Genomic DNA, 22,889 nt, shown 5'->3' with positions numbered 1-22,889 from the left:
TCCGCAGCTGATGCGCGTCACCTTGAGCCTCCAGGCTGGTACTAAGTCGTCACCTGAGCGATTGACCGCCTCGGACATCTGCCCGAGTGCTTGTCTCGTCAACCGCCTCCGCACTCTCAACGACGGTCACCCGAAAGAGTTACGGGTTCGGCGGCGTCCTTCAATACTCTACGTGAGGGAGCGGTCACGCGGCAGCTGCACTGCGTGAGCGCTGGTCAGCGGCGCATAACTGGGGCTCTTCGGATGGACTATGCCCTATTTGGCCGCTTTTCTTCACATCTGCTGGTGTCTGTCGCTAGATTCGCAATGAGTCATATTTACATCTACTTACACAGTTGATGTACGGTCGTGGGCACTTGATCCACCGGAACCCATTCCGAGGGGATGAGCAATGGCAGACTTCTCCCGCCTTCCCGGCCCCAACGCCGATCTGTGGGACTGGCAGCTCCTGGCCGCATGTCGAGGGGTCGACAGCTCGCTCTTCTTCCATCCGGAAGGCGAACGGGGTGCGGCCCGGAGCGCGCGAGAGGCCTCCGCCAAAGAGGTCTGCATGCGATGCCCGGTCCGTGCCGAGTGCGCGGCGCACGCGCTGACGGTACGGGAGCCCTACGGCGTGTGGGGCGGACTCACCGAGGACGAGCGCGAGGAGCTGATGGGACGGGCACGGCACCGGCTGATCACCACCAGCAGCAACTGACGAAACGTTTCTTCTTCCTCGGCGCCCCGCAGCCGCGCGACGCTCAGCGCGCCGCGAGCTCCAGGTGCTCCCGTGCGGCCTGACTGCTGGCACGCGCGCGAGGTCCGGCAGCGAGCGCTACGACCTCCCGCCGCACCACCGGCTCCACTTCCACCGTCACGGCGCCCTTGGTCCGTACCGTCCCCCAGCTAACGCTGGGAGGGGCACCCACCAGGCCCAGCGCGGGCAGCACCGCCACTCCCGGACCGGCGCCGACAAGACCGATCACCGCCGGATAGCCGTCCGTCGCGAAGTCGATCCGCGGCGTGGAGCCGGCGTTCTCGCCTACCTCGACCAGCTGGGGGCGGCACCGCGGGACCCCGCGATCCAGGACTCCCCGGCCAGTTCCCCGATGCCGACCCGGTCGGCGCCCGCGAAGGCGTGGCCCTCGGGGACGACTCCGACCAGCCGGTCGGTGGGCAGCGGCCGTACGACCAGGCCCTCCCTCCCCCATAGCTCCTCGGGCATGGGCCGTGACACCAGCGATGCCTGCTCCGTGTCCCGGACGCCCGGATAGCGGAAGGCCCGCGCGATCTCGCAGTCTCCGGCCCGCAGCATCTCCGAGTGACGGGCTCGATCATGGCTCACCCATAAGCGAGCCTTTGAGGCGGGCGGCCGCAGTGCGCCCGGGGTCTGACGACGTCGCCCATACCGGAGTATGGTCGCGGTATGGCGAAGAAGAAGATCACGATCAGCCTCGACCCGGAGCGGTTCGCGGCGATCGAGGAGCTGGTCGCCCGGGGGCAGGCGGACTCCGTCTCCGGGTGGCTGGACGAGGCCGCCGCGCGCCGGATCGGCGAGATCGAGCGCGCCCGCCGCGCTGTTGAGTGGATCGCCGGCCGCGCCAAGGCCGAGGCCGCGCCGGGCGAGTGGGAAGAGGCCCTGGCCTGGGCTCGGGAGATGGACAAGCGTCGCGGGGACGGCTCGAGCACGGGGCACGCCGCGTGAGCGGCGGCTACATCCTCGACCACACTGCCGTCCGCGCGCTCGCGCACGGCAGCATCTACATGGCGGCACGGGTGTTCCGCTCGGTCGAGACCGCGCAGCCGCTGTACGTACCGGCGCTCTGTCTCACGCAAGGGCTGGCCGAGTCCGCGCTCGCCGACGTCCGGCAGCAGATAGAGGCCGCGTTCGCGGCGCCCAGCTTCGTCTTCCGCCCGCTGGACGAACTCGGCTGCTGGGCGGTGGCCCAGATAGCGGCGGAGCGAGCGGTCGACACGGCGACGGCGCACGCGGCGCACCTGGGCCTGTCGACGGGACTGCCGGTGCTGACCAGCGCGGCCGCCTCGTACAAGCAGGTGGATGCGCGCGTGGAGACCGAGAGCGTGCCGTGATCCGAGGGGCTGTCGAAGCGGCAGCCGCCGGACGCTAGCGTTCCGCCATGACGACTGCACTGATTACGGGAGCCACCGCAGGGATCGGGGCCGCGTTCGCGCGGCGGCTGGCCGCCGACGGGCACGATCTCGTGCTGGTGGCCCGCGACGTCACGCGGCTGCGGGAGCAGGCGACCGAGCTGCACGACCAGCACCGGATCGAGGCCGAGGTGCTGCCCGCCGACCTGGCGGAGGACAAGGGCATCGCGGCGGTCGAGGAGCGGCTCGCGGACCCGAAGAACCCGGTGGATCTGCTGGTCAACAACGCGGGTTTCGGCAACAAGGGCCGCTATCTCGAGGTCCCGATGGCCGAGGAGCTGCGGATGCTCAAGGTGCACTGCGAGGCGGTGCTGCGGCTGACGAGTGCCGCGGCGGAGGGCATGCGGGAGCGCGGGCGCGGCGGGGTGGTGAACGTCGCGTCGGTCGCGGCGTTCGTACCGCGGGGGACGTACGGCGCGAGCAAGTCGTGGGTCGTGCAGTTCACGCAGGGTGCGGCGCGGGATCTGGCCGGCTCGGGGGTGCGGCTGATGGCGCTGTGCCCGGGATTCGTACGGACCGAGTTCCACGAGCGGGCCGGGATGGGGACGGAAAACATTCCCGGCTGGATGTGGCTCGACGCGGACAAGGTCGTCGCGGCGGCGATGCAGGATCTGGCGCGGGGCCGGACGGTGTCCATCCCGGACGCCCGTTACAAGGCGCTGATGGGGCTGGCGAAGCTGGCGCCACGGGGTGCACTGGGCGGGATCTCGTCCCGTACGGGGCGGCGCTACGGCCCCAACTGACCCAGACACAAGCGGGCATTCGTCACTAAAATGGACGAGTCGGACTCACCGCGGGAGGCGCCATGACATTCGTGCAGATCATCGACTGCAAGACCAGCAAGCTCGACGACATGAACCGTCTCATGGACACCTGGGTCGAGCAGACGCAGGGCAAGAGGACCGCCACCCACTCGATCGTCGGCCGCGACCACACGGACGCCAACCACCTGGTCGAGATCATCGAGTTCCCCTCGTACGAGGAGGCGATGAAGAACTCCAACCTGCCGGAGACGGACCGGACGTTCCAGGAGATGGTGGCACTCTGTGACGAGATGCCCACCTTCATCGATCTCGACGTGGTGCGGGACGAGCCGCTCAACGCGGCGACGGCCCGCCGCTTCTTCGAGGAGATCGCCGGCGAAGGCAAGCTCGACCTGATCGGCGAGCTGTTCGCCCCCGACTACCGCGACCACGACATCGGGAAGGCCGAGGAGTCCACGGTCGGCTCCGACGTCCTCCGGCAGGACGTCGCGCGCTGGCGCGGCGCCTTCGACTTCCGCTTCGCGCTCGACGACCAGGTCGCCGAGGGCGACAGGGTCGTGACTCGGTGGACCTGGACCGGCAGGCACCGCGGCGACTTCCTGGGCATCGCGCCCACCGGCAAGGAGTGCACGATGACCGGGACCACGATCTTCCGGTTCCGTGACGGCAAGATCCAGGAAGGCTGGTGGTACCACGACATGCTGGGCCTGATGCGGCAGCTCGGCGCGGCCGTAGCCTGACGCGCCAGAAAGCACAGGCGCAGACGCGAACAGACGCACACGCGCAACAAAGGCACGCGCAACAGACGCACGAGAGCCCGCCGCTGAGCGGCGGGCTCTCGTCGCAGGTACGCGGTCAGTGCGCGTGGCCGTGACCGTGACCGGCCGCCGGCTCCTCCTCTTCCTTCTTCTCCACCACCAGCGTCTCGGTGGTGAGCAGCAGGGAGGCGATGGAGGCGGCGTTCTCCAGCGCGGAGCGGGTGACCTTGACCGGGTCGATGACGCCGGCCTTCACCAGGTCGCCGTACTCGCCGGTCGCGGCGTTGAAGCCGTGGCCCTTCTCCAGCTCGGCGACCTTGGAGGTGATCACGTAGCCCTCGAGGCCCGCGTTCTCCGCGATCCAGCGCAGCGGCTCGACGACGGCGCGGCGCACGACGGCGACACCGGTCGCCTCGTCGCCCTCCTTGCCGAGGCTGCCCTCGAGCACCTTCGCGGCGTGGACGAGCGCGGAGCCGCCACCGGAGACGATCCCCTCCTCGACCGCGGCGCGGGTCGCGGAGATGGCGTCCTCCAGGCGGTGCTTCTTCTCCTTGAGCTCGACCTCGGTCGCGGCGCCGACCTTGATCACGCAGACACCGCCGGCCAGCTTCGCGAGGCGCTCCTGAAGCTTCTCGCAGTCCCAGTCGGAGTCGGTGGCCTCGATCTCGGCCTTGATCTGGGCGATCCGGCCCTGCACGTCCTCGGCCTTGCCGGCACCGTCGACGATCGTGGTGTCGTCCTTGGTGACGGTCACGCGGCGGGCGGAGCCCAGCACGTCCAGGCCGACCTGGTCGAGCTTGAGGCCGACCTCCTCGGCGACGACGGTGCCGCCGGTGAGGGTGGCCATGTCGCCGAGCATCGCCTTGCGGCGGTCGCCGAAGCCCGGGGCCTTGACGGCGACGGCGTTGAAGGTACCGCGGATCTTGTTGACGACCAGCGTGGACAGCGCCTCGCCCTCGACGTCCTCGGCGATGATCAGCAGCGGCTTGGAACCACCGGCCTGGATGATCTTCTCCAGCAGCGGCAGCAGGTCGGCGATCGCCGCGATCTTGCCCTGGTGGATCAGGATGTACGGGTCGTCGAGGACCGCTTCCATCCGCTCCTGGTCCGTCACGAAGTACGGCGACAGGTAGCCCTTGTCGAAGGCCATGCCCTCGGTGAAGTCGAGCTCGAGACCGAAGGTGTTGGACTCCTCGACGGTGATGACACCGTCCTTGCCGACCTTGTCCATCGCCTCGGCGATCAGCTCGCCGACCTGCTTGTCCTGGGCGGACAGCCCGGCCACGGCGGCGATGTCGGACTTCTCGTCGATCGGGCGGGCGGTGGCGAGCAGGTCGTCGCAGACGGCCTTGACGGCGGCGTCGATGCCCTTCTTGAGAGCGGCCGGAGAGGCGCCCGCGGCGACGTTGCGCAGACCCTCGCGGACCAGCGCCTGGGCCAGGACGGTCGCGGTGGTGGTGCCGTCACCCGCGATGTCGTTGGTCTTGGTCGCCACCTCCTTGACGAGCTGGGCGCCGAGGTTCTCGTACGGGTCCTCGACCTCGATCTCGCGGGCGATGGTCACGCCGTCGTTGGTGATGGTCGGGGCGCCGAACTTCTTGTCGATGACGACGTTGCGGCCCTTGGGGCCGATCGTCACCTTCACGGTGTCGGCAAGCTTGTTGACGCCACGCTCGAGGGCGCGACGGGCGTCCTCGTCGAACTTCAGGATCTTCGCCATGGTTGCGTATGTCCTCTCATTGCGATCCTCGGCCGCCCCTGGAGCGGCCGCCATCGCTCGTACGAACTGCGCCCCGGACGCCCGGTTGTTGAGACACGGGAGCCGGGGCGCAGATCACAAACGTGGGTGAATTACTTCTCGACGATCGCGAGGACGTCGCGAGCCGAGAGGACGAGGTACTCCTCGCCGCTGTACTTCACCTCGGTGCCGCCGTACTTGCTGTAGAGCACGACATCGCCGACCTTGACGTCGAGCGGGATGCGGTTGCCCTCCTCGAAGCGGCCCGGGCCCACGGCCAGGACGACGCCCTCCTGGGGCTTCTCCTTGGCAGTGTCCGGGATAACCAGGCCAGAGGCCGTGGTCTGCTCGGCGTCGAGCGGCTGGACCACAATGCGGTCCTCGAGCGGCTTGATGGCAACCTTGGTGCTGGCGGTCGTCACGATCCGACCTCCCCCTTCGGAGATCTCACGGGGTTGACTGTCTGAGGTGGCGACCTGGTAGATCCGTCGTCGCGGGTGCCGGATCTGCCCGTCGCTGAGTGTCTGGCACTCCCTGGTGGAGAGTGCCAAGCCGAGACTATGACGGCGTTAGCACTCAGTCAACTAGAGTGCCAACGAGCTCCCGGCGCGCCGCGCGTCCGCCTCCCCGGCGAAAGGCGGGGGACCACAACGCGAGGCCGGCCCGCGGCAGCCTCCTGCACGGGCCCGGGCCTTACGTCGCGGCTGGGGGCTGGGGCCAGGAGAGCACCCTCCTCCGCGCGGTCAGACGTAGTCCTCGAGGCGGGCCAGCGCGAAGCCCTGGGCGGTGGCCGTACGGACCACGCGGCGGATGACGTCCGGCATGGTGCCGCCCCACTCACCGCGTCCGCGGAAGTGGGTGAGGATGATGTCGCCCGGCCGGAACCTGCGGTCGCCGTCGCCGAACTCGATCCGGCCGGGGAACGCCTCCTCGCTCCACAGCGGGACCACGGTGATGCCGCAGGACCTGGCGGCGCGCAGCGTGTCGCGGTCGTAGCTCCCGTAGGGCGGGCGGAAGATCCGCGGCCGGATGCCGAACTCGCGCTGGATGGTCTCCTGCTGACGGCAGATCTCCTTGCGCTGGCCCGCGTACGAGAGCGAGCGCAGATCGCGGTGGCTGATGGTGTGGTTGTTGATCGCCACACCGAGGGCCTGCAGCCCGCGGAAGTAGTCGTAGTCGTCGCGTACGACGTAGTCGCTGAGGAAGGCGCTGGCCGGCACACCGAGCTCGCTCAGCATGCGGATCAGCCGCCGGTCCTTGTGGGCGCCGTCGTCGATCGTCAGGAAGACGACGCGGTCGCGGGTGGGGACCCGGGCGATCACGGGCGGCAGGCCGGAGCCGCGCGCGAGCCCGCGGGGCGTGGTCAGGTGCAGCTTGGCGGCGGGCGGGGGCGGCGGAAAGAGCGGCAGGCGGTGCAGGCCCCACTTCCGGGCCAGGGCGATTCTGACGGCCTCGGCCCTCACCAGCTCGCTCGAGTAGATGTCCAGCGCGCGGGTGGTCCCGGACCGCAGCCGGGAGGCGGCCGCGCCGCTGCCGGCCGCGCCCTGGGCACCCGCGGGCCCGCCCCCGGCGCGCCGGGCGTCCGCAGCCTGCCCGGACGGCCGCTTGCCCGGCGTGGCCGCCGACGCGCCGGGCCCTGAACCGGACGCCCCGCCGGGCGCCTTTCCGGGCCTGTGCGGCGCGCCCGCCGCCATGCCGGGCACCGAGTCCCGCGCCGGCGCACGCACCCCGCCGATGCGCCCGGCCCCGCTCGCCGTGCCCTCCAGGGCGTACGTCGCGTCCGGGGCGCGCACCGTCCCCAGGGCGTCGGCATGCCGCTGCTCGGATCCCGGACTCGATCTGTCCTTCGGCGCACGGTCGGGTGGCTGGCCGCAGGCGCCTCCGACCACGCCGATGAGGATCAGCACGGCGGCGCCGCGGACACTCGTACCCCATCGCCAGATTTGAGCAGTTTTTTCGTTTTGTCGTACAAGCTGCATGGCGTCGCATCCTGCCAGGGCCACCGGCGTACGCGGCCCCGACACCGCCGTCGCGCCACGCCGCTCCACCGCTTGGCCCACACGCCGGAGGAGGAGCGACCGGCACAATGGACCGGGTGAACGACCTCGACGCCTTCGCCGCCCTGTTGACCGACGAGGGCCGGGCGCTCCTCGCCGACCTGCGCGACTACGACCCCGCGCAGGAGCTCGCGACCGCCACCCGGCTGCGCCGCGAGCACCCGGCCGAGCTGGTCACCGCCGCCCTCGGACAGGCCCGGCTGCGGCAGCGGGCGGCGGCGAAGTTCGGGGCCGACGACGCGGCCGTCATGTTCTTCACCCCGGACGGCGTCGAGCAGGCGACCCGTACGTCCGTCGCCTCGTACCGCGCGGGCCGCCTCGCCGCGCTGGGCGTACGGCGCGTGGCGGACCTGTGCTGCGGGATCGGAGGCGACGCGATCGCGCTCGCCCGGGCGGGCGTGGCGGTGGTCGCCGTCGACCGCTCTCCGCTGACCTGCGCGGTCGCCCGGGCCAACGCCGAGGCGCTCGGGCTCGCGGACCTCGTCGAGGTGCGCTGCGCGGATGTGACGGAGACCGAACCGGGCGCGTACGACGCGGTGTTCGCCGATCCCGCCAGGCGCGGCGCATCCAGAGGGGCGGCGCGGTGGGGGTCCACCCGGACGGAGTCTGGGGGAGCCTCCGGCCGGGGTGGTGGTCGGGCGACGGGCGAGCGGATCTTCGATCCGGAGGCGTATTCGCCGCCGCTGTCGTGGGCGGTGGAGGCGGCGCGCAAGACCCCGTACGCGGCGCTGAAGATCGCGCCCGGGGTGCCGCACGAGGCGGTGCCGGACGACGCGGAGGCCGAGTGGATCTCGGACGGCGGCGACGTGAAGGAGGCCGTCCTCTGGTTCGGCACCGGCGTGGCGGGCGGGCGCCGCGCCACGCTGCTGCCGGGCCCGCACTCCCTCATAGGCTCCGGCCTGCCCGCCCCCGCCGCGGGCCCGGTCGGCCGCTTCCTCTACGAGCCGGACGGCGCGGTCATCCGCGCCCACCTGGTGGCGGACGTGGCCGCGCAGCTCGGCGGCCACCTGATCGACCCGACCATCGCGTACGTGACGTCGGACGAGCTGCACCCGACGCCGTATGCGTCCGCGTACGAGATCACGGACGTGCTGCACTTCAACCTCAAGGCGCTGAAGGCGCTGCTGCGCGAGCGCGAGGTGGGGACGCTGACGGTGAAGAAGCGCGGCTCGGCCGTCGAGCCCGAGGAACTCCGCAGGAGGCTCAAGCCGCACGGCCCGAACGCGGCGACGGTCTTCCTCACACGTGTGGCGGGCGAGCCCTCCATGCTGCTGGGGCACCGGCGGAGGGCTTCTCCCCCTGGGGCCCCAACTAGCGTCGGCTGAGGGTCCCATCACGGCTGCGGGCGGAAGCCCTCCGCCGAACCGCCCTAGGCCACGTCGACGGACTCGAAGCGCCAGCGGTGCACCGGTCGGCGCGCCAAGTCGCCCCCCGGCTCCGGGAGTTCGGGCAGATCGGCCTCATAGGGGGCGTCCCACCAGGTGATGACCAGGACGCGGTCGCCGGGCGCCGCGAAGGTCTCGCGGCGCAGCGGCGACGGTACGAGGTCCTGTTCCCGCGCCCACTTCAGGAGTTCCGGACCCCGGCCCTCGGCCGCTCTCGCCTCCCACATCAGCGCGACGGTCATGAGAAGAGATTGTCCTTGCTCAACTCGTGCACGTGGTCGTGGCTGTGGTCGCCGGGGGCGGGTACGTGGGGGTGGGTCACCGGGAGCGAGGAGTCCGCGGAGAGGTCCCAGGCCGAAGCCGCCCGGCCGCGGGTCACCATCTCCGCGCCGAGCGCCGCGACCATCGCGCCGTTGTCCGTGCACAGCTTCGGCCGCGGCACGCGCAGCACGAGACCCGCGTCCTCGCAGCGCCGCTCGGCCATCGCGCGCAGCCGCGAGTTGGCGGCGACGCCACCGCCGATCATCAGGTGCCCGACGCCGTTGTCCTTGCACGCCCGTACGGCCTTGCGGGTCAGCACGTCCACGACGGCCTCCTGGAAGGACGCCGAGACGTCCGCGACCGGCACGTCCTCGCCCGCGTTGCGCTTGGCCTCGATCCAGCGGGCGACGGCGGTCTTGAGGCCGGAGAAGGAGAAGTCGTAGAGCGGGTCCCGGGGGCCGGTGAGGCCGCGGGGGAAGGGGATGGCGTCCGCGTCGCCCTCGCGCGCGTAGCGGTCGATGACCGGGCCGCCGGGGAAGCCGAGGCCCAGTACCCGGGCGACCTTGTCGAACGCCTCGCCCGCCGCGTCGTCGATGGTCGAGCCGAGCGGCCGTACATCCGCGGTGATGTCGGAGGACAGGAGGAGGGAGGAGTGGCCGCCGGAGACCAGAAGCGCCATCGTCGGCTCGGGCAGGGCGCCGTGTTCGAGCTGGTCGACGCAGATGTGCGAGGCGAGGTGGTTGACGCCGTAGAGCGGCTTGCCGAGCGCGTACGCGTACGCCTTGGCCGCCGAGACGCCGACGAGCAGCGCGCCGGAGAGCCCGGGACCGGCCGTGACCGCGATCCCGTCGAGGTCGCTCGCCGCCACCCCGGCGTCCTTGAGCGCGCGCTGGATCGTCGGGACCATCGCCTCCAGGTGCGCGCGGCTGGCGACTTCGGGGACGACGCCGCCGAAGCGGGCGTGCTCGTCCACGCTCGACGCGACGGCGTCGGCGAGGAGGGTGTGGCCGCGGACGATGCCGACACCGGTCTCGTCGCATGAGGTCTCGATACCGAGGACAAGCGGCTCGTCAGCCATCGTTGGTCATTCCCTGTTCTGCGGAGTCGTTAGCCGAGTCGTTGGCCGAGTCGTTGGCGGAACCGTTGGCGGAACCGTTGAGGGTCCGGCCTTCCGGGGCTTCGTCCGCGAAGGGTTCCGCGCGGCGCATCACCACGGCGTCCACGTTCCCCGGCTGGTAGTAGTTCGGGCGCAGGCCGATCGGCTCGAAGCCGAAGCGCTCGTAGAGCCGCTGGGCGCGGGTGTTGTCGATCCGCACCTCGAGCAGCACCTCGCGGCAGTCGAAGTCGCCGGCTCCCGCGAGGAGGTCGCCGAGGAGGCGCGCGCCCAGGCCCGTACCCCAGTACTCGCGGGCCGCTGCGATGGTCTGGATGTCGCCGGTGCGGTCGACGGCGGCGAGCCCGCCGTAGCCGACGATCTCGCCGCTCGCGGCGGGGCCCCCGCCCGCGCCGGTCTCGGCGACGATGTAGCGGCGGGTGGCGTGGGGTCCGCGCGCGTGGGCGAGCTCGGACCAGAACAGGCCCCGCGACCAGGCGTCGTCGGGGAACAGCTCGCGCTCCAGCTCCAGCACGGGCTCGATGTCCCACCACCGCATCTCGCGCAGCGTGACAGTCCCGTTCGTCACCGCGGCGTGACCACCTTGTAGTTCGCCGGAACCTGCGCGTCCGGGCGGCGCAGGTAGAGCGGCAGGGGCGGCAGCAACTCCCCGCCCGTGGCGAGCTTCTCGGCCGCGAGCGCCGCGAGCGCGCCCGCGGACTGGAGCTCGGGCATGCCGTCGGGCACATCCTTGAAGACCTCGCGGTAGAGCAGCGCGCCCGCGCCGACCGACGGGAACCCGGCGACCTCCGCGGCGATGTCGGCGGGCCGGTCGACGGCGGGGCCGGAGACGCGGGTGTGCGGGTCGGCGTAGCGCGCCCAGTAGACCTCTTTGCGCCGGGCGTCGGTGGCGACGGTGAAGGGCCCTTCGAGACCGGCCTGTCCCGCGGCGTACGCGATGCCGTCCAGGGTGCACAGGCCGTGGACGGGGGCGCCGGTCGCGGCCCCGAAGGCGGCGGCGGTCGCGAGTCCTACGCGCAGCCCGGTGTACGGGCCGGGGCCGACGCCGACGACGAACCCGGTGACGGCGCCGAGCTTCACCCCGCCCTCGCGGAGCACCCGGTCGACGGCGGGCAGCAGCAACTCGCCGTGGCGCCGCGCGTCCACCTGGTGGGATTCGGCGACGACACCGTCTCCGTCATGGAGGGCGACGGTGACGGCGGGGGTGGCGGTGTCGAGAGCGAGCAGCAGCACACGTACAGACTACGGCGCGTCCGCCGTCCCCCGTCCCGGCCCTGCGTGGGACCTGAAGCGCTGGACTGAGGCGGGGCGGGCGGGGCCGGGGGGCCGCCGGACCGGTGCCGCGGCAGGTGACTCGGGTCGCGGGGCGACAGTGCCGCGGGCCGGGCGCCTGAAAACGTGGGACAGGGGCCCGGGCACACGGGCGCTCCGCGTCAACGGCGCGTTCGCGCGGTGCTACCTTCGGGCGCGAAGGCGCAGGGCGGGAGCGGGGCGAGAGGCGGACGGCGTGGCACGGAGCAACTCGGGGACGATCGTGGCGGGGATGACGGCCGCGGCCCTCGCCGTGGTCGGCTTCCTCGCCTACCAGGCGTCCGTCACCGCGCCCGACGACCTCTCGACGGCCCGCCGCGACTCCTCGGCCTCCTCCGGCTCCGCCGACCGGTCGGGGGAGCCGGCGGGACAGCAGGGCAAGAAGCAGCAGGCGCACCCCGTGCCCGCGGCCTCCGGCAGCGGCGTACGCATCGTCTACGCGCTGGGCGAGCGGCGGGTCTGGCTGGTGGGCGAGGACGACAAGGTGATCAGGACCTACGCGGTCGTGCCGAGCTCGGTCAGCCCGGCCCCCGGGCAGTACGCGGTCACGTCCCGCTCGGCCCGGATCGCCGGCTCGGACGGGGTGCCGGTGGAGCACGTCGTACGGTTCACGGCCGTCGACGGCGTGGTGGTCGGCTTCAGCGCCGCCGTCGACGGCTCCATGCCGGACCCGGGCGCCGGGCAGAAGACCGGCGGCATCCGGGCGAAGCGCGCGGACGGAAAGGCGCTGTGGACCTTCGCCGCCATCGGCACCAAGATCGTTGTGGTGGCCTGAGGCCCGTCATTCCTCGCTCGATCCCCAGGCCGTACGGAGTCAGGGGATATCACCCGGACGGGCTACGCGGCGTCGCGCCGCTCCTCACCCTCCGGGGCCGCCGCGGGATCCGGCGCGCTGGAGGTCCCCCCGACGGAGTCCGGGGGAGCCTCCGGTGGCGTGGACACGGCGGTGGCCGCGGCGCAGGACGCCAGCAGCTGGCTCATCGAAGGCTTCGGGCTCCTGCTCGGGTTCGGGCTCGGGCTCGCGGCGGCGGACTGCCGGGCCCCGGGTTCCGCCAGCGCTTGATCATCGCTCGGGCGCCCCTGCGTCAGCGCATCAGCAACGGGCTCATGGCGCGGCATGGGTGCCTCCCTGCGGGCTCGGGGCGTACGAGGTTAGGTAGACCTAACCAGGTCACTGTCCCCATGTGACCACGCCCGGCACCGACCGCGCAACATCTTGCCGACGTCTTGTCGGAACGTACACACGAAGGCAATGTGCAAGAGCGGCCGGGCGCAGGCGGCGTGCTCAGCCCGCCAGCGGGGACAGGTCCGCCTCCGCCCAGCGCGGGCCGACGCCGGTGACCGTCACCTCGCGCACGTCGTTCTCCACGGTCTCGTCGCCCTCGGCCCGCCCGATGACGACATGCAGCCGGTCCTCGGACAGCTCCTCGACCTTCCCCTCGCCCCACTCGACGATCACCACCGACTCCGGCAGCGACACATCCAGATCGAGGTCCTCCATCTCGTCGAGCCCGCCGCCCAGCCGGTAGGCGTCCACGTGCACAAGCGCGGGGCCACCGGTCAGCGACGGGTGCACGCGCGCGATGACGAAGGTCGGCGACGTGACCGCACCGCGTACGCCCAGGCCCTCCCCCAGCCCGCGCGCCAGGGTCGTCTTCCCGGCGCCCAGCGGCCCGGTGAGCAGCACGAGGTCGCCGGGGCGCAGCAGTTTCGCCAGCTGCCGCCCGAGCGCCTGCATCTGCTCGGGTCCCGAGATGGTGAGCTGAGCCGAGGTATCGGAGGCGGGCTGTGCGGTGACTGCGGTCTGCGCGGCGTATGTGGCGTCCATGCGTTTTCTCTCGTAGGGAATCACGGAATCACCGGCTCCAGCGTGAGGAACGCCACCGGTTCGCTACCGTCAGTATCGCGCCATCAGGCGCCGGTCAGGGCTTGGCCGTCATGAGGTCGCCACAGCGGCCGAGTGAGAAGCCCCCTCCTCGGGAGGGGAGGAGTCACATGCGCCGATGGTACGGGCGAAAGCGGAACTGGGCTGAGCCGTCAGCCTCAGCCCCGGGCGCACCGCTGGACCCGTCCCGCGGTGTCCGCCGCCCCCGCCCGCGCCAGCAGATCCGCCAGCCGGTCCGTCACCGTCTCCGGGTACTCCAGCATCACCAGGTGGCCCGCGTCCGGTACGAGCGCCAGCTCCGCGTCCGGCAGCAGCTCCGCGATGGCCTCGCTGTGCGAGCTGGGGGTCACCAGATCCTCGGTACCGGCCAGCACCAGGACGGGCAGGTCCCTGAAGGCCGCCAGCGCGTCCGCCTTGTCGTGCTCCTGGAAGGCGGGGTAGAACTCCGCGACCACGTCGATCGGCGTCGACTCGATCATCCGCTCCGCGAACCGCGCGACCGCCGGGTCGACGTCGCGCGAGCTGAACGAGTAGCGCTTGATCAGCCCGGCGAAGAGATCCGCCGTCGCCCGCCGCCCCTTCTCGACCAGATCCACCTGCGAGCCGAGCGCCTTCAGCACGCCGGGCAGGAAGCGCCGTACCGCGTTGACCCCGGCCACCGGCAGGCCGTAGTTCACCTCGCCGAGCTTCCCCGACGACGTGCCGACGAGGGCCACGCCGACGACCCGCTCCCTTATGTAGTCCGGGTAATGGGCGGCCAGCGCCATGACCGTCATGCCGCCCATGGAGTGCCCTACCAGCGCCACGGGCCCCTCCGGCACCGCCGCGTCCAGTACCGCCTTCAGGTCGCGGCCGAGCTGGTCGATGCTGACGGGCGTCCCTTCGGCCTGCGCCAGGCCGCGCGCGGACTGGCCGTGGCTGCGCTGGTCCCAGTGGACGGTGCGGACCGTGCCGCGCAGCGCGGACCGCTGGAAGTGCCAGGAGTCCTGGTTGAGGCAGTAACCGTGGCAGAAGACCACGGTCACGGGGGCGGGCCTGCGGCGGCCGAAGAGGCGGCGCCTGCGCGGAGCCTCCCGGTCCGGTTCGACCTCGTCGATCTCGTAGTACAGCTCGGTGCCGTCGTCGGACACCGCCCGGCCCGGGGTGCCGCGCAGCTGGCCGTACGGGCTCGCCGTGTCCAGTGCGATCCGTGCCTTCTCGCGCATGCCGCGGCCGACGGTCAGCCGTTCCATCGCCACGCCCACGGCGGCGCCCGCCGCGACCACACCGATCGCGGCGCCCGCGACCACACCTGCGCGGCGCCAGCCGCCGGCTGCCGCCGCTGCCACGGCGTCCGCAGCCACGCTCGCCGCAGCCGCGCCCACCCCCGTGCCCGCCGGGTTCCCAGCGGTGCTCTCGCCCATGATCGTGCCCGCTCCTCGTGGATGCCGTGCCGGTTCCCCCCGTACCCTGCGGCGTCTGCGCATGGCGCCGGGCTCCACGGCCTCGTGTCGCGCCGTGTCGAGAACTACCGTGCCGTAACCGGGGCCTTCCGGCCGAGGGTTGTTGCCGTGCCGTTGCTCACGTGCCCGGTTCGTGTCCCGCGCACTCGCCCTCGTCCGCGACTTCGTCGGCTTCGCCCTCGACCACGCTCTCGACCGCGTCCTCGTTGACGTAGACGCGCGGCACCCGCGTCCCGATCCTGGTCACGATCTCGTACGCGATGGTGCCCGCCGCGCGTGCCCAGTCCTCCGCGGTCGGCTCCCCCCGGTCGCCCGGGCCGAACAGCACCGCCTCATCGCCCACTTCCGCCGTGTCGCCGCCGAGGTCGACCACGAACTGGTCCATGGCGACCCGGCCCGCGACCGTCCGCCACTTCCCGCCGACGAGCACCGGGCCGGAGCCCGACGCGTGCCGGGGGATCCCGTCCGCGTAGCCGACCGGGATGAGCGCCAGGGTCGTCTCGCCCGGGGTGACGTAGCGGTGGCCGTAGCTCACGCCGTGCCCGGCCGGGACCCGCTTGACCAGGGCGATGTCCGCGGAGAGCGTCATCACCGGGCGGAGACCGAAGTCGGACGGGGTGCCGACCTCCGGGCTCGGGGAGATGCCGTAGAGGGCGATTCCGGTCCGTACGAGGTCGAAGTGGGCCTCGGGAATGGTCAGCGTGGCGGGCGAGTTGGCGATGTGGCGGACCTCGGGCCGCAGTCCGGCGCGCTCGGCCGCCGCGAGGGCGTCGCGGAAGACGCGCAGCTGGGCCGCGATCGAGGGGTGGCCCGGCTCGTCGGCGCACGCGAAGTGCGACCAGACGCCGGTCACCTCGAGCAGGCCCTCGGCCTCGGCGGCGCGTGCGGCGTCGACCAGCTCCAGCCAGCCGTCCGGCTGGCAGCCGTTGCGCCCGAGGCCGGAGTCGATCTTGAGCTGGACGCGGGCCCGGGGGGTACGGGGGCCTGGGGCCTGGGGCCGGGGGCTCTGAGGCTGGGGAGTCCGGGGCCGGGGGCCGCTCGCAGGGGCGCTGCTCGTGCGAGCGCTCGTACCGTCGCTCGTGCGAGCGCTCGTACCGTCGCCCGCACGGTCGCTCGTACCGTCGCTCGTACGGGCTTCGCGGACCTCGCGGGCCGCGGCGGCGACCTCGCGCAGCGCCCACATCCCGCTCACCGACACGTCGATGTCCGCCTCGATCGCCTCGCGCCAGGGCCCGCCCGGCGTCCACAGCCAGCACAGCACCCGGCCCGTGTCGCCCGCCGCGCGCAGCGCGAGCGCCTCCTCCGGGGTGGCGGTGCCGAGCCAGCTCGCTCCGGCCTGGCGGGCGGCGCGGGCGCAGGGCAGGACGCCGTGGCCGTACGCATCCGACTTGACCACGGCCATCAGCTCCGCGCGGGGCGCGCGGGCGCGCAGCGCACGGACGTTGGCGCGTACGGCGGCCAGGTCGACCACGGCGCGGGCGCGTATCGGGTTGGCGGGGGGCCTGGAGTGGACGCCGCCGGAGTGTGCAGTCATCGGGGACAGTCTCTCACCAGGGGTGTCGGAGCCGTACCGATGTGGGGCGGCCGAGGGCCGACCGGTCCATCGGGGCCTCACGAGCCGGGGCGGCGACGCGTGCGGCGAGGCCGCAACAAGGCGCTGGAACCTCGTACTTGGGCAGGGCGGGTGGGCAGCCGCCCTGACCGGAGCCGGGATTCAGGGGCTCGGGGGTTACGGGCGTCAGGCCATGGGGGCGATGTCGCGCCAGGCTGTGGCGAGAGTCGCCGCGACGTCCGACGCGCCGATCGGGCCGCCGTCGCGGCCCGCCGCGAGGCGGCCCGCGAGCCCGTGCACGTACGCGGCCACCGAGGCCGCGTCCCACGCCTCGAGACCGGAGGCGAGGAACGCTCCCGCGAGTCCCGACAGCACGTCGCCGCTGCCCGCCGTGGCCAGCCATCCCGTCCCCGTCGGATTGACGCGTACGGGTCCGCCCGCCGCGTCGGCGATCAGCGTCGTCGACCCCTTGAGCAGGGCCGTGGCCCCGTACTCCGCCGCCAGTCGGCGCACCGACGTCAGCCGCGCCGCCTCGACCTCATCCCGCGGTACGCCCAGCAGCGCGGCCGCCTCGCCCGCGTGCGGCGTGAGGACGGTGGCCGCGCGGCGAGTGCGGATCCGTTCGCGGTCGAGCAGCCGCAGCCCGTCGGCGTCGACGAGCACGGGGACGTCCGACGCGACGACGTCGTCCAGCGACTGCCGGGCTTCCGCGCCGTCGCCGAGGCCCGGCCCGACGACCCACGCCTGCACGCGGCCCGCCTTCGCCGGTGGCCCGGCGTGGACGAGCGTCTCGGGGAAGCGGGCGATCACGGCGTCCGCGGCCGGGCCGACGTACCGTACGGCGCCCGCGCCGCCGCGCAGCGCGCCCGACACGGCGAGCACCGCCGCGCCGGGGTAGCGGGCGGAGCCCGCCACGACGCCGACCACGCCCCGCCGGTACTTGTCGCTCTCCGCCGCGGGCATGGGCAGCCGTTCCGCGACGTCCGCGTGCTGGAGCGCCTCGACGTCCGGCATGGCCGGCAGAAGCGGGGCGAGGCCGATGTCGATGAGGCGGAGGGCGCCGGTCCGCTCGGCGGCGGGGTCGATGAGGAGGCCGGGCTTGTACGTGCCGAAGGTGACGGTCGCATCGGCGTGCACCGCGGCGGCCGCGACCTGGCCGGTGTCCGCGTCGACGCCGCTGGGCAGGTCGACGGCGACGATGGCGGCGCGGGATTCGCGGGCGGCGTCGGCGAGGCGTTCTGCGGGCGGGCGGAGGCCGCCGCGGCCGCCGATTCCGACGATGCCGTCGATGACGAGCGCGGCGCGGCGGATGGCCCGTTCGCCGTTGCCTCCCTCGCCTGCGGCGGGCACGGCCCGCCCGCCCGCGGCGCGGAGGGCGGCGAGGCCGCCACGGTGCGTACGGTCGGGGGCGAGCAGGACCGCCGTGACGCCGGCGCCGCGGCGCGCGAGGCGGGCGCCGGCGTAGAGGGCGTCGCCGCCGTTGTCCCCGCTGCCGACGAGCAGCGCGACGCGCGCTCCGTAGACCCGGCCGAGCAGATCGGCGCACGATGCTGCCAGGCCGGCCGCGGCGCGCTGCATGAGTGCCCCCTCCGGCAACCGCGCCATCAACTCCCGCTCGGCGCCCCGCACGGTCTCCACGCTGTACGCAGTCCTCATGCCCCCAGTCTGCCGGGTTGTGGGCAGTCGTTCCGCGGGGCGATGGGGTGGGGTGCCCCCATGCCGTTCAGGCTATGGGGGAGGGTGGGCGGCCCGGCAACGGCGCGCAATGCCCCGCTGTGGGTTCCGTTTCATACGCGGCTGCACGCCGGTGGCCGCGTTGTGCCCACCGTTCCGCCCCGCGGAACGAATGCCCACAACGGAGGGTCACCCCTCCGCGATGACCACAGCGGACGCGACCCCCGCATCGTGGCTGAGCGAGACATGCCATTCCCGGACGCCCAGTTCCGCCGCCCGGGCCGCCACCGTGCCCTTGACCCTCAGGCGGGGGCGGCCGCTGTCCTCCGTGAAGACCTCCGCGTCCGTCCAGTGGAGTCCGGACGGGGCGCCCAGCGCCTTGGCCAGGGCCTCCTTCGCGGCGAACCGGACCGCCAAGGAGGCGACCCCGCGCCGCTCCCCGCTCGGGAGCCACAGTTCGCTCTCGACGAAGACTCTCTGCGCCAGCCCCGGCGTACGCTCCAGCGCCTCCGCGAAGCGGTCGATCTCGGCCACGTCGATGCCCACCCCGATGATCACGCGCGCCCCTGTCCGGCCGATCCGGTCACTCGACCGTGACGGACTTGGCGAGGTTGCGCGGCTGGTCGACCTCGTTGCCGCGGGCCGTGGCCAGTTCGCAGGCGAAGACCTGCAGCGGCACGGTGGCGACCAGCGGCTGGAGCAGGGTCGGGGTGGCCGGGATGCGGATGAGGTGGTCGGCGTAGGGCACGACCGCGTCGTCGCCCTGCTCCGCGATCACGATCGTCCTCGCGCCCCGGGCCCGGATCTCCTGGATGTTGGAGACGATCTTGTCGTGGAGCACGGACCGCCCGCGCGGCGACGGCACGACCACGACCACCGGCAGGTCATCCTCGATCAGCGCGATCGGGCCGTGCTTCAACTCGCCTGCCGCGAAGCCCTCGGCGTGCATGTACGCCAGCTCCTTGAGCTTGAGCGCGCCCTCCAGGGCCACCGGATACCCCACGTGCCGCCCGAGGAAGAGCACCGTGTTGTTGTCCGCGAGCGTCCGCGCCAGCTCCCGTACGGGCTCCATCGTGGCGAGCACCTGCTCGACCTGCGTGCTGATCGCGGACAGTTCGCGGATCATGGAGCGGACCTCGTCGCCCCACTTCGTGCCGCGCACCTGTCCCAGGTACAGGGCGACCAGGTAGCAGGCCACCAGCTGGGTGAGGAAGGCCTTGGTCGACGCGACCGCGACCTCGGGCCCGGCGTGGGTGTAGAGGACCGCGTCCGACTCCCTCGGAATCGTCGAGCCGTTGGTGTTGCAGATGGCGAGCACCTTCGCGCCCTGCTCGCGCGCGTGCCGGAGCGCCATCAGCGTGTCCATGGTCTCGCCGGACTGCGAGATGGCGATGACGAGCGTCCGCGGGTCGAGGATCGGGTCCCGGTAGCGGAACTCGCTCGCAAGCTCGGTCTCGCAGGGGATCCGAGTCCAGTGCTCGATCGCGTACTTGGCGATCATCCCGGCGTGGAAGGCGGTCCCGCACGCCACGATGACGATCTTGGTGACCTCACGGAGTACGGAGTCGGGGATGCGGACCTCGTCCAGCGACAGCGAGCCCGCGACGTCGATCCGGCCCAGCAGCGTGTCGGCCACGGCCTTCGGCTGCTCGGCGATCTCCTTGAGCATGAAGTAGTCGTAGCCGCCCTTCTCGGCGGCGGAGGCGTCCCAGTCGACGTGGTAGTCGCGCACCTCCGCGGGCGCCCCGTCGAAGTCGGTGACCGTCACCCCGTCCCGGCGCAGCTCGACGACCTGGTCCTGGCCGAGCTCGATGGCCTCGCGGGTGTGCGCGATGAACGCGGCGACGTCGGAAGCCAGGAAGGCCTCACCGTCGCCGACGCCGACGACCAGCGGCGAGTTACGGCGCGCCCCGACCACGACGTCCGGATCGTCCGCGCTCACGGCGACGAGCGTGAACGCGCCCTCCAGCTGCCGGCACACCTGCCGCATCGCCTCGGCCAGATCACCGCTGGAGGAGAAGGCCTCGGCGAGCAGGTGGGCGACGACCTCGGTGTCGGTCTCGGACGCCAGCTGGTGACCGCGGTCGGCCAGCTCGGCGCGCAGCGCGGCGAAGTTCTCGATGATGCCGTTGTGGACGACGGCGACGCGCCCCGCGTTGTCCAGGTGCGGATGGGCGTTGGCGTCGGTGGGCGCGCCGTGGGTGGCCCACCGGGTGTGCCCGAGGCCAGTGGTGCCGCTCGGCAGCGGCCGGTCGGCCAGCTCCTTCTCGAGGTTGGCGAGCTTGCCCGCCTTCTTGGCGGCGGCGAGCCCGCCGTCGGCGAGCACGGCGACCCCGGCCGAGTCATAGCCCCGGTACTCCAGCCTCTTGAGGCCGGCGATCACGACGTCGAGGGCCGACTGCCCTCCCACATAGCCAACGATTCCGCACATGGCCGCAGCTTACGTCGCCTGCGTCCGTGTATCGCTCACCGGCCGCCCTCCATCCGGTCGATCGCCTCCCGGACCATCGAGAGGTACTCCGCCTCCTCGCAGCGCGGCTTGCTCCCCGGCTCGTAGAGGTCGAGGCAGTCGGCGAGGTCCTCCCGCACGTCCTCGTCCGGCAGTTCGGCGGCCAGATCGCTCTGGATCCGGGCGGCCAGATCGCGTTGTGCCAGGCGCTCCGCGGTCACTCGCTCCGCTCGGCGTCTGACGAGGTCACGCAGGCGTACGGGCATGCGCGAGGGCATGCGGGCGGGCATGGCGTCCATGGCGTCCCCCCATGGGTGGTGTTTTCGGCTCTGTCCCCCGCGGTGAAAGTAGCGGTCAACGCGCCCCAGGTACAGACATTTCGTGAACGTACTCCCTGAATGCCGCAATCAGGCCCGGGCGCGATACGCCCGCATCGCGAGCGGGAAGAACACCGCGGCTATCCCGGCCGCCCACATCAGCGACCAGAGCACCGGCGCCGCGACCTCTCCGCCGACGAGCAACCCGCGGAAGGCGTCCGACAGATGGGTCACGGGATTGACGTCCACCCACGCCTGGAGCCAGCCCGGCATCGTCTCCACCCGTACGAACGCGCTGCTGGTGAAGGTGATCGGGAAGATCAGTGTGAAGGCGAACGCCTGCACCTTCTCCGCGTCGCCCGCCAGCATGCCGATGAGCACAGCGCACCACGACACGGCCGCGGCGAAGGCGATCAACAGCAAGGCGCCCGCCAGGAACCCGCCGAGCCCGGCGTGAATCCGGAAGCCGAGCAGCGTACCCAGGGCGATCATCAGCAGCATCGCCCACAGATGCTTGGACAGATCGGCCGTGATCCGGCCGAACAGGGGCGCCGACCGGGCTATCGGCAGGCTCCGCAGCCGGTCGAAGACCCCTTTGGTCAGATCGGTGTTCAGCGCCATCGCTGTGTACATGGTCATGAACAGCGTGTTCTGCACGATGATCCCGGGCAGCGCGTACTGCAGATACTCCCTGGGCGACCCGGCCATCTGCCCGCCGAGGACATACGTGAAGAGGAACACGAACATGATCGGCGTGATGCTGTAGTCCACCAGCTCCAGCGGGTTGTGCCTGACCGCCACCAGGCTGCGCCAGGCCATGGTGGCCGTCTGCCGGAGCGCGGCGCCCGGCCGCACCCGGCCGCTCTTGCTCAGCGGGGCGGTGATCGTCGCGGCGGTCATGACGGGCTCCCCACTCTCTCGAACTCGCCCTCGTCCGGGGCGGCCTCCTCGGCCTTGTCCGGCTCGGCCCGGTGCCCGGTCAGCGCCAGGAACACCTCGTCGAGGGAGGAGCGGCGCAGCGTCAGCTCGCGCAGCGCTATCCCCGCCTGGTCCAGCCGCCGTACGACCGCGGGCATCAGCGCGGGGTCGTTCACCGGAGCGGTGATCACCTCGCCCTCGATCCGGGTCTGCGAGCCCGCCGCCTCGGCCACCAGCGAATGGGCCGTGACCAGATCCGCAGCCATCACCGGCCGCAGTTGCAGGACCTGGCCCCCGACCTGGGACTTCAGATCGTCCGGCGTTCCGTTCGCGATCACTCGGCCCTTGTCGATCACCACGATCTCGTCCGCAAGCTGGTCGGCCTCGTTCAGATACTGGGTCGTCAGCAGCGCCGTCATACCCTCGGCGACCAGGCCGCGCAGCATGTCCCACAGCTCGCCGCGGCTGTACGGGTCGAGACCGGTGGTCGGCTCGTCGAGGAAGAGGATCTGCGGCCTGCCCACCAGGCTCGCCGCCAGGTCGAGACGCCGCCGCATGCCCCCGGAGTACGTCTTCGTCGCCCGCCCGGCCGCGTCGCTCAGCTGAAAGCGGTCCAGCAGCTCGGCGGACCGCGCCCGCGCCTCGCGCCGCGGCATGCCCAGCAGCCGGCCGATCATCAGCAGGTTCTCGGTGCCGGTCAGATTCTCGTCCACCGCCGCGTACTGCCCGGTCAGCCCGACGACGGAGCGCACCAGGCCGGCCTCCCGCACCACATCATGACCGGCGACCATGGCTCTCCCGCCGTCGGGCCGGAGCAACGTGGCGAAGATCCGGACCGCGGTCGTCTTCCCCGCACCGTTGGGGCCCAGCATCCCGAGCACGGTGCCGGTGCGCGCGGCCAGATCCACTCCGGCCAGCGCCTGGGTCTCCTTGAAGCGTTTGGCCAGGCCCTCTGCCTGGATCGCGTACGTCATGGAACTCCCCTTGCGTCTGCGGGCCTCCGTCGCGGCGTCCGCTTCTAGCCACAACTGTGACGTGCGCCACCGACATTCCGCGGAGCCTGTGGATAACCCCGGAACGCCACCCCCACCCAGCCCCGGCCGAAACCCCCTCCGC

At 72.3% G+C, this 22,889-nt stretch carries 24 protein-coding genes and 1 pseudogene; 8 read left to right on the top strand and 17 right to left on the bottom strand.

Annotated elements, in window-relative coordinates:
• Window positions 1-391 precede the first annotated feature (391 nt).
• On the top strand, window positions 392-697 hold the full coding sequence (locus ACTWP8_RS17285) for a WhiB family transcriptional regulator (RefSeq protein WP_443323023.1): 306 nt from the start codon (window positions 392-394) through the stop codon (window positions 695-697).
• A 43-nt stretch (window positions 698-740) separates the two neighbouring features.
• On the opposite strand, the pseudogene ACTWP8_RS17280 reads toward ACTWP8_RS17285, so the two are convergent.
• Window positions 741-1,384: pseudogene (locus ACTWP8_RS17280) on the bottom strand (LysR substrate-binding domain-containing protein); the annotation flags it as partial.
• Window positions 1,385-1,405: 21 nt separating this feature from the next.
• Here ACTWP8_RS17280 and ACTWP8_RS17275 point away from each other — a divergent pair.
• The 4 genes from ACTWP8_RS17275 to ACTWP8_RS17260 all read left to right on the top strand — a co-directional run bounded on the left by ACTWP8_RS17275 (window position 1,406) and on the right by ACTWP8_RS17260 (window position 3,652).
• A complete protein-coding gene (locus ACTWP8_RS17275) occupies window positions 1,406-1,684 on the top strand; it encodes a hypothetical protein (protein ID WP_443323098.1) in 279 nt (92 codons plus the stop codon).
• On the top strand, window positions 1,681-2,070 hold the full coding sequence (locus tag ACTWP8_RS17270; RefSeq protein WP_443323022.1) for a hypothetical protein: 390 nt from the start codon (window positions 1,681-1,683) through the stop codon (window positions 2,068-2,070). The genes ACTWP8_RS17275 and ACTWP8_RS17270 overlap by 4 nt, the downstream gene beginning before the upstream one ends.
• 47 nt (window positions 2,071-2,117) lie before the next feature.
• Entirely contained in the window at window positions 2,118-2,891 is a 774-nt protein-coding gene (locus ACTWP8_RS17265; RefSeq protein WP_443323021.1) for an SDR family NAD(P)-dependent oxidoreductase, read from the top strand.
• A gap of 62 nt (window positions 2,892-2,953) precedes the next feature.
• The gene (locus ACTWP8_RS17260; RefSeq protein ID WP_443323020.1) at window positions 2,954-3,652 is read left to right on the top strand and encodes an ester cyclase; all 699 of its coding nucleotides are present in this window, start codon (window positions 2,954-2,956) and stop codon (window positions 3,650-3,652) included.
• 115 nt (window positions 3,653-3,767) lie between these two features.
• Here ACTWP8_RS17260 and groL read toward each other — a convergent pair whose 3' ends face one another.
• From groL to ACTWP8_RS17245, 3 genes are all read right to left on the bottom strand, one after another.
• A complete protein-coding gene (groL, locus tag ACTWP8_RS17255) occupies window positions 3,768-5,390 on the bottom strand; it encodes a chaperonin GroEL (protein ID WP_443323019.1) in 1,623 nt (540 codons plus the stop codon).
• Window positions 5,391-5,521: 131 nt separating this feature from the next.
• Window positions 5,522-5,830, bottom strand: coding sequence for a co-chaperone GroES (groES, locus tag ACTWP8_RS17250; protein ID WP_360853671.1), 309 nt, complete (start codon window positions 5,828-5,830; stop codon window positions 5,522-5,524).
• 321 nt (window positions 5,831-6,151) lie between these two features.
• On the bottom strand, window positions 6,152-7,315 hold the full coding sequence (locus ACTWP8_RS17245) for a polysaccharide deacetylase family protein (RefSeq protein ID WP_443323018.1): 1,164 nt from the start codon (window positions 7,313-7,315) through the stop codon (window positions 6,152-6,154).
• Window positions 7,316-7,494: 179 nt separating this feature from the next.
• On the opposite strand from ACTWP8_RS17245, the gene ACTWP8_RS17240 reads away from it, so the two are divergent.
• Complete coding sequence (locus tag ACTWP8_RS17240) at window positions 7,495-8,790, top strand: THUMP-like domain-containing protein (RefSeq protein ID WP_443323017.1); 1,296 nt, start codon at window positions 7,495-7,497, stop codon at window positions 8,788-8,790.
• A 44-nt stretch (window positions 8,791-8,834) separates the two neighbouring features.
• Here the strand turns inward: ACTWP8_RS17240 and ACTWP8_RS17235 are convergent, their stop codons facing one another.
• From ACTWP8_RS17235 to tsaB, 4 genes are read right to left on the bottom strand one after another with little or no spacing between them, the layout of a single operon-like run.
• On the bottom strand, window positions 8,835-9,092 hold the full coding sequence (locus ACTWP8_RS17235) for a hypothetical protein (protein ID WP_443323016.1): 258 nt from the start codon (window positions 9,090-9,092) through the stop codon (window positions 8,835-8,837).
• Complete coding sequence (gene tsaD / locus ACTWP8_RS17230; RefSeq protein WP_443323015.1) at window positions 9,089-10,189, bottom strand: tRNA (adenosine(37)-N6)-threonylcarbamoyltransferase complex transferase subunit TsaD; 1,101 nt, start codon at window positions 10,187-10,189, stop codon at window positions 9,089-9,091. The genes ACTWP8_RS17235 and tsaD overlap by 4 nt, the downstream gene beginning before the upstream one ends.
• Window positions 10,182-10,763: a ribosomal protein S18-alanine N-acetyltransferase gene (gene rimI / locus ACTWP8_RS17225; protein WP_443323094.1), complete on the bottom strand. Its 582-nt coding sequence runs from the start codon at window positions 10,761-10,763 to the stop codon at window positions 10,182-10,184. The genes tsaD and rimI overlap by 8 nt, the downstream gene beginning before the upstream one ends.
• Window positions 10,764-10,789: 26 nt before the next feature.
• Window positions 10,790-11,458 carry a tRNA (adenosine(37)-N6)-threonylcarbamoyltransferase complex dimerization subunit type 1 TsaB gene (tsaB, locus tag ACTWP8_RS17220; protein WP_443323014.1) on the bottom strand — a complete coding sequence of 223 codons (669 nt, stop codon included), beginning with the start codon at window positions 11,456-11,458 and terminating at the stop codon, window positions 10,790-10,792.
• A 274-nt stretch (window positions 11,459-11,732) separates the two neighbouring features.
• Between tsaB and ACTWP8_RS17215 the strand changes: the two genes are divergently transcribed.
• Together ACTWP8_RS17215 and ACTWP8_RS17210 are read left to right on the top strand one after the other, a co-directional pair.
• Window positions 11,733-12,311: a L,D-transpeptidase gene (locus ACTWP8_RS17215; protein ID WP_443323013.1), complete on the top strand. Its 579-nt coding sequence runs from the start codon at window positions 11,733-11,735 to the stop codon at window positions 12,309-12,311.
• A 159-nt stretch (window positions 12,312-12,470) separates the two neighbouring features.
• Window positions 12,471-12,599, top strand: a complete 129-nt coding sequence (locus ACTWP8_RS17210) for a hypothetical protein (RefSeq protein WP_443323012.1) — start codon at window positions 12,471-12,473, stop codon at window positions 12,597-12,599.
• Window positions 12,600-12,821: 222 nt separating this feature from the next.
• Here the strand turns inward: ACTWP8_RS17210 and tsaE are convergent, their stop codons facing one another.
• The 9 genes from tsaE to ACTWP8_RS17165 all read right to left on the bottom strand — a co-directional run bounded on the left by tsaE (window position 12,822) and on the right by ACTWP8_RS17165 (window position 22,747).
• A complete protein-coding gene (gene tsaE, locus ACTWP8_RS17205) occupies window positions 12,822-13,364 on the bottom strand; it encodes a tRNA (adenosine(37)-N6)-threonylcarbamoyltransferase complex ATPase subunit type 1 TsaE (protein ID WP_443323011.1) in 543 nt (180 codons plus the stop codon).
• Between the two features lie 215 nt (window positions 13,365-13,579).
• Window positions 13,580-14,824, bottom strand: coding sequence for an alpha/beta fold hydrolase (locus ACTWP8_RS17200; protein ID WP_443323010.1), 1,245 nt, complete (start codon window positions 14,822-14,824; stop codon window positions 13,580-13,582).
• A 157-nt stretch (window positions 14,825-14,981) separates the two neighbouring features.
• Window positions 14,982-16,397, bottom strand: a complete 1,416-nt coding sequence (alr, locus tag ACTWP8_RS17195; RefSeq protein WP_443323009.1) for an alanine racemase — start codon at window positions 16,395-16,397, stop codon at window positions 14,982-14,984.
• 204 nt (window positions 16,398-16,601) lie between these two features.
• Window positions 16,602-18,071, bottom strand: a complete 1,470-nt coding sequence (locus ACTWP8_RS17190) for an NAD(P)H-hydrate dehydratase (protein ID WP_443323008.1) — start codon at window positions 18,069-18,071, stop codon at window positions 16,602-16,604.
• 207 nt (window positions 18,072-18,278) lie between these two features.
• Complete coding sequence (locus tag ACTWP8_RS17185) at window positions 18,279-18,647, bottom strand: holo-ACP synthase (RefSeq protein WP_443323007.1); 369 nt, start codon at window positions 18,645-18,647, stop codon at window positions 18,279-18,281.
• A 25-nt stretch (window positions 18,648-18,672) separates the two neighbouring features.
• On the bottom strand, window positions 18,673-20,520 hold the full coding sequence (gene glmS / locus ACTWP8_RS17180) for a glutamine--fructose-6-phosphate transaminase (isomerizing) (RefSeq protein WP_443323006.1): 1,848 nt from the start codon (window positions 20,518-20,520) through the stop codon (window positions 18,673-18,675).
• Between the two features lie 35 nt (window positions 20,521-20,555).
• Window positions 20,556-20,837 carry a hypothetical protein gene (locus tag ACTWP8_RS17175; protein ID WP_443323005.1) on the bottom strand — a complete coding sequence of 94 codons (282 nt, stop codon included), beginning with the start codon at window positions 20,835-20,837 and terminating at the stop codon, window positions 20,556-20,558.
• A gap of 108 nt (window positions 20,838-20,945) precedes the next feature.
• Entirely contained in the window at window positions 20,946-21,755 is an 810-nt protein-coding gene (locus ACTWP8_RS17170) for an ABC transporter permease (RefSeq protein ID WP_443323004.1), read from the bottom strand.
• Window positions 21,752-22,747 (bottom strand): ATP-binding cassette domain-containing protein, encoded by a 996-nt coding sequence (locus ACTWP8_RS17165; RefSeq protein WP_443323003.1) that lies wholly within the window; start codon window positions 22,745-22,747, stop codon window positions 21,752-21,754. Before ACTWP8_RS17165 ends, ACTWP8_RS17170 begins: the two co-directional genes overlap by 4 nt.
• Window positions 22,748-22,889: the final 142 nt, after the last annotated feature.

The sequence above is a fragment of the Streptomyces sp. 7N604 genome, assembly GCF_052245475.1.
Taxonomy (GTDB): Bacteria; Actinomycetota; Actinomycetes; order Streptomycetales; family Streptomycetaceae; genus Streptomyces.
This window is presented reverse-complemented; position numbering and strand designations above follow the sequence as displayed.

Excerpts from the sequence above, each read along its gene's own strand:
- ACTWP8_RS17285 (WP_443323023.1), top strand. The coding sequence starts at position 392 with ATGGCAGACTTCTCCCGCCTTCCCGGCCCCAACGCCGATCTGTGGGAC.
- ACTWP8_RS17275 (WP_443323098.1), top strand. The coding sequence starts at position 1,406 with ATGGCGAAGAAGAAGATCACGATCAGCCTCGACCCGGAGCGGTTCGCG.
- ACTWP8_RS17265 (WP_443323021.1), top strand. The coding sequence starts at position 2,118 with ATGACGACTGCACTGATTACGGGAGCCACCGCAGGGATCGGGGCCGCG.
- ACTWP8_RS17260 (WP_443323020.1), top strand. The coding sequence starts at position 2,954 with ATGACATTCGTGCAGATCATCGACTGCAAGACCAGCAAGCTCGACGAC.
- groL (WP_443323019.1), bottom strand. The coding sequence starts at position 5,390 with ATGGCGAAGATCCTGAAGTTCGACGAGGACGCCCGTCGCGCCCTCGAG.
- ACTWP8_RS17240 (WP_443323017.1), top strand. The coding sequence starts at position 7,495 with ATGGACCGGGTGAACGACCTCGACGCCTTCGCCGCCCTGTTGACCGAC.
- ACTWP8_RS17235 (WP_443323016.1), bottom strand. The coding sequence starts at position 9,092 with ATGACCGTCGCGCTGATGTGGGAGGCGAGAGCGGCCGAGGGCCGGGGT.
- tsaD (WP_443323015.1), bottom strand. The coding sequence starts at position 10,189 with ATGGCTGACGAGCCGCTTGTCCTCGGTATCGAGACCTCATGCGACGAG.
- rimI (WP_443323094.1), bottom strand. The coding sequence starts at position 10,763 with ATGCGGTGGTGGGACATCGAGCCCGTGCTGGAGCTGGAGCGCGAGCTG.
- tsaE (WP_443323011.1), bottom strand. The coding sequence starts at position 13,364 with ATGGACGCCACATACGCCGCGCAGACCGCAGTCACCGCACAGCCCGCC.
- ACTWP8_RS17200 (WP_443323010.1), bottom strand. The coding sequence starts at position 14,824 with ATGGGCGAGAGCACCGCTGGGAACCCGGCGGGCACGGGGGTGGGCGCG.
- alr (WP_443323009.1), bottom strand. The coding sequence starts at position 16,397 with ATGACTGCACACTCCGGCGGCGTCCACTCCAGGCCCCCCGCCAACCCG.
- ACTWP8_RS17190 (WP_443323008.1), bottom strand. The coding sequence starts at position 18,071 with ATGAGGACTGCGTACAGCGTGGAGACCGTGCGGGGCGCCGAGCGGGAG.
- glmS (WP_443323006.1), bottom strand. The coding sequence starts at position 20,520 with ATGTGCGGAATCGTTGGCTATGTGGGAGGGCAGTCGGCCCTCGACGTC.
- ACTWP8_RS17175 (WP_443323005.1), bottom strand. The coding sequence starts at position 20,837 with ATGGACGCCATGCCCGCCCGCATGCCCTCGCGCATGCCCGTACGCCTG.
- ACTWP8_RS17170 (WP_443323004.1), bottom strand. The coding sequence starts at position 21,755 with ATGACCGCCGCGACGATCACCGCCCCGCTGAGCAAGAGCGGCCGGGTG.
- ACTWP8_RS17165 (WP_443323003.1), bottom strand. The coding sequence starts at position 22,747 with ATGACGTACGCGATCCAGGCAGAGGGCCTGGCCAAACGCTTCAAGGAG.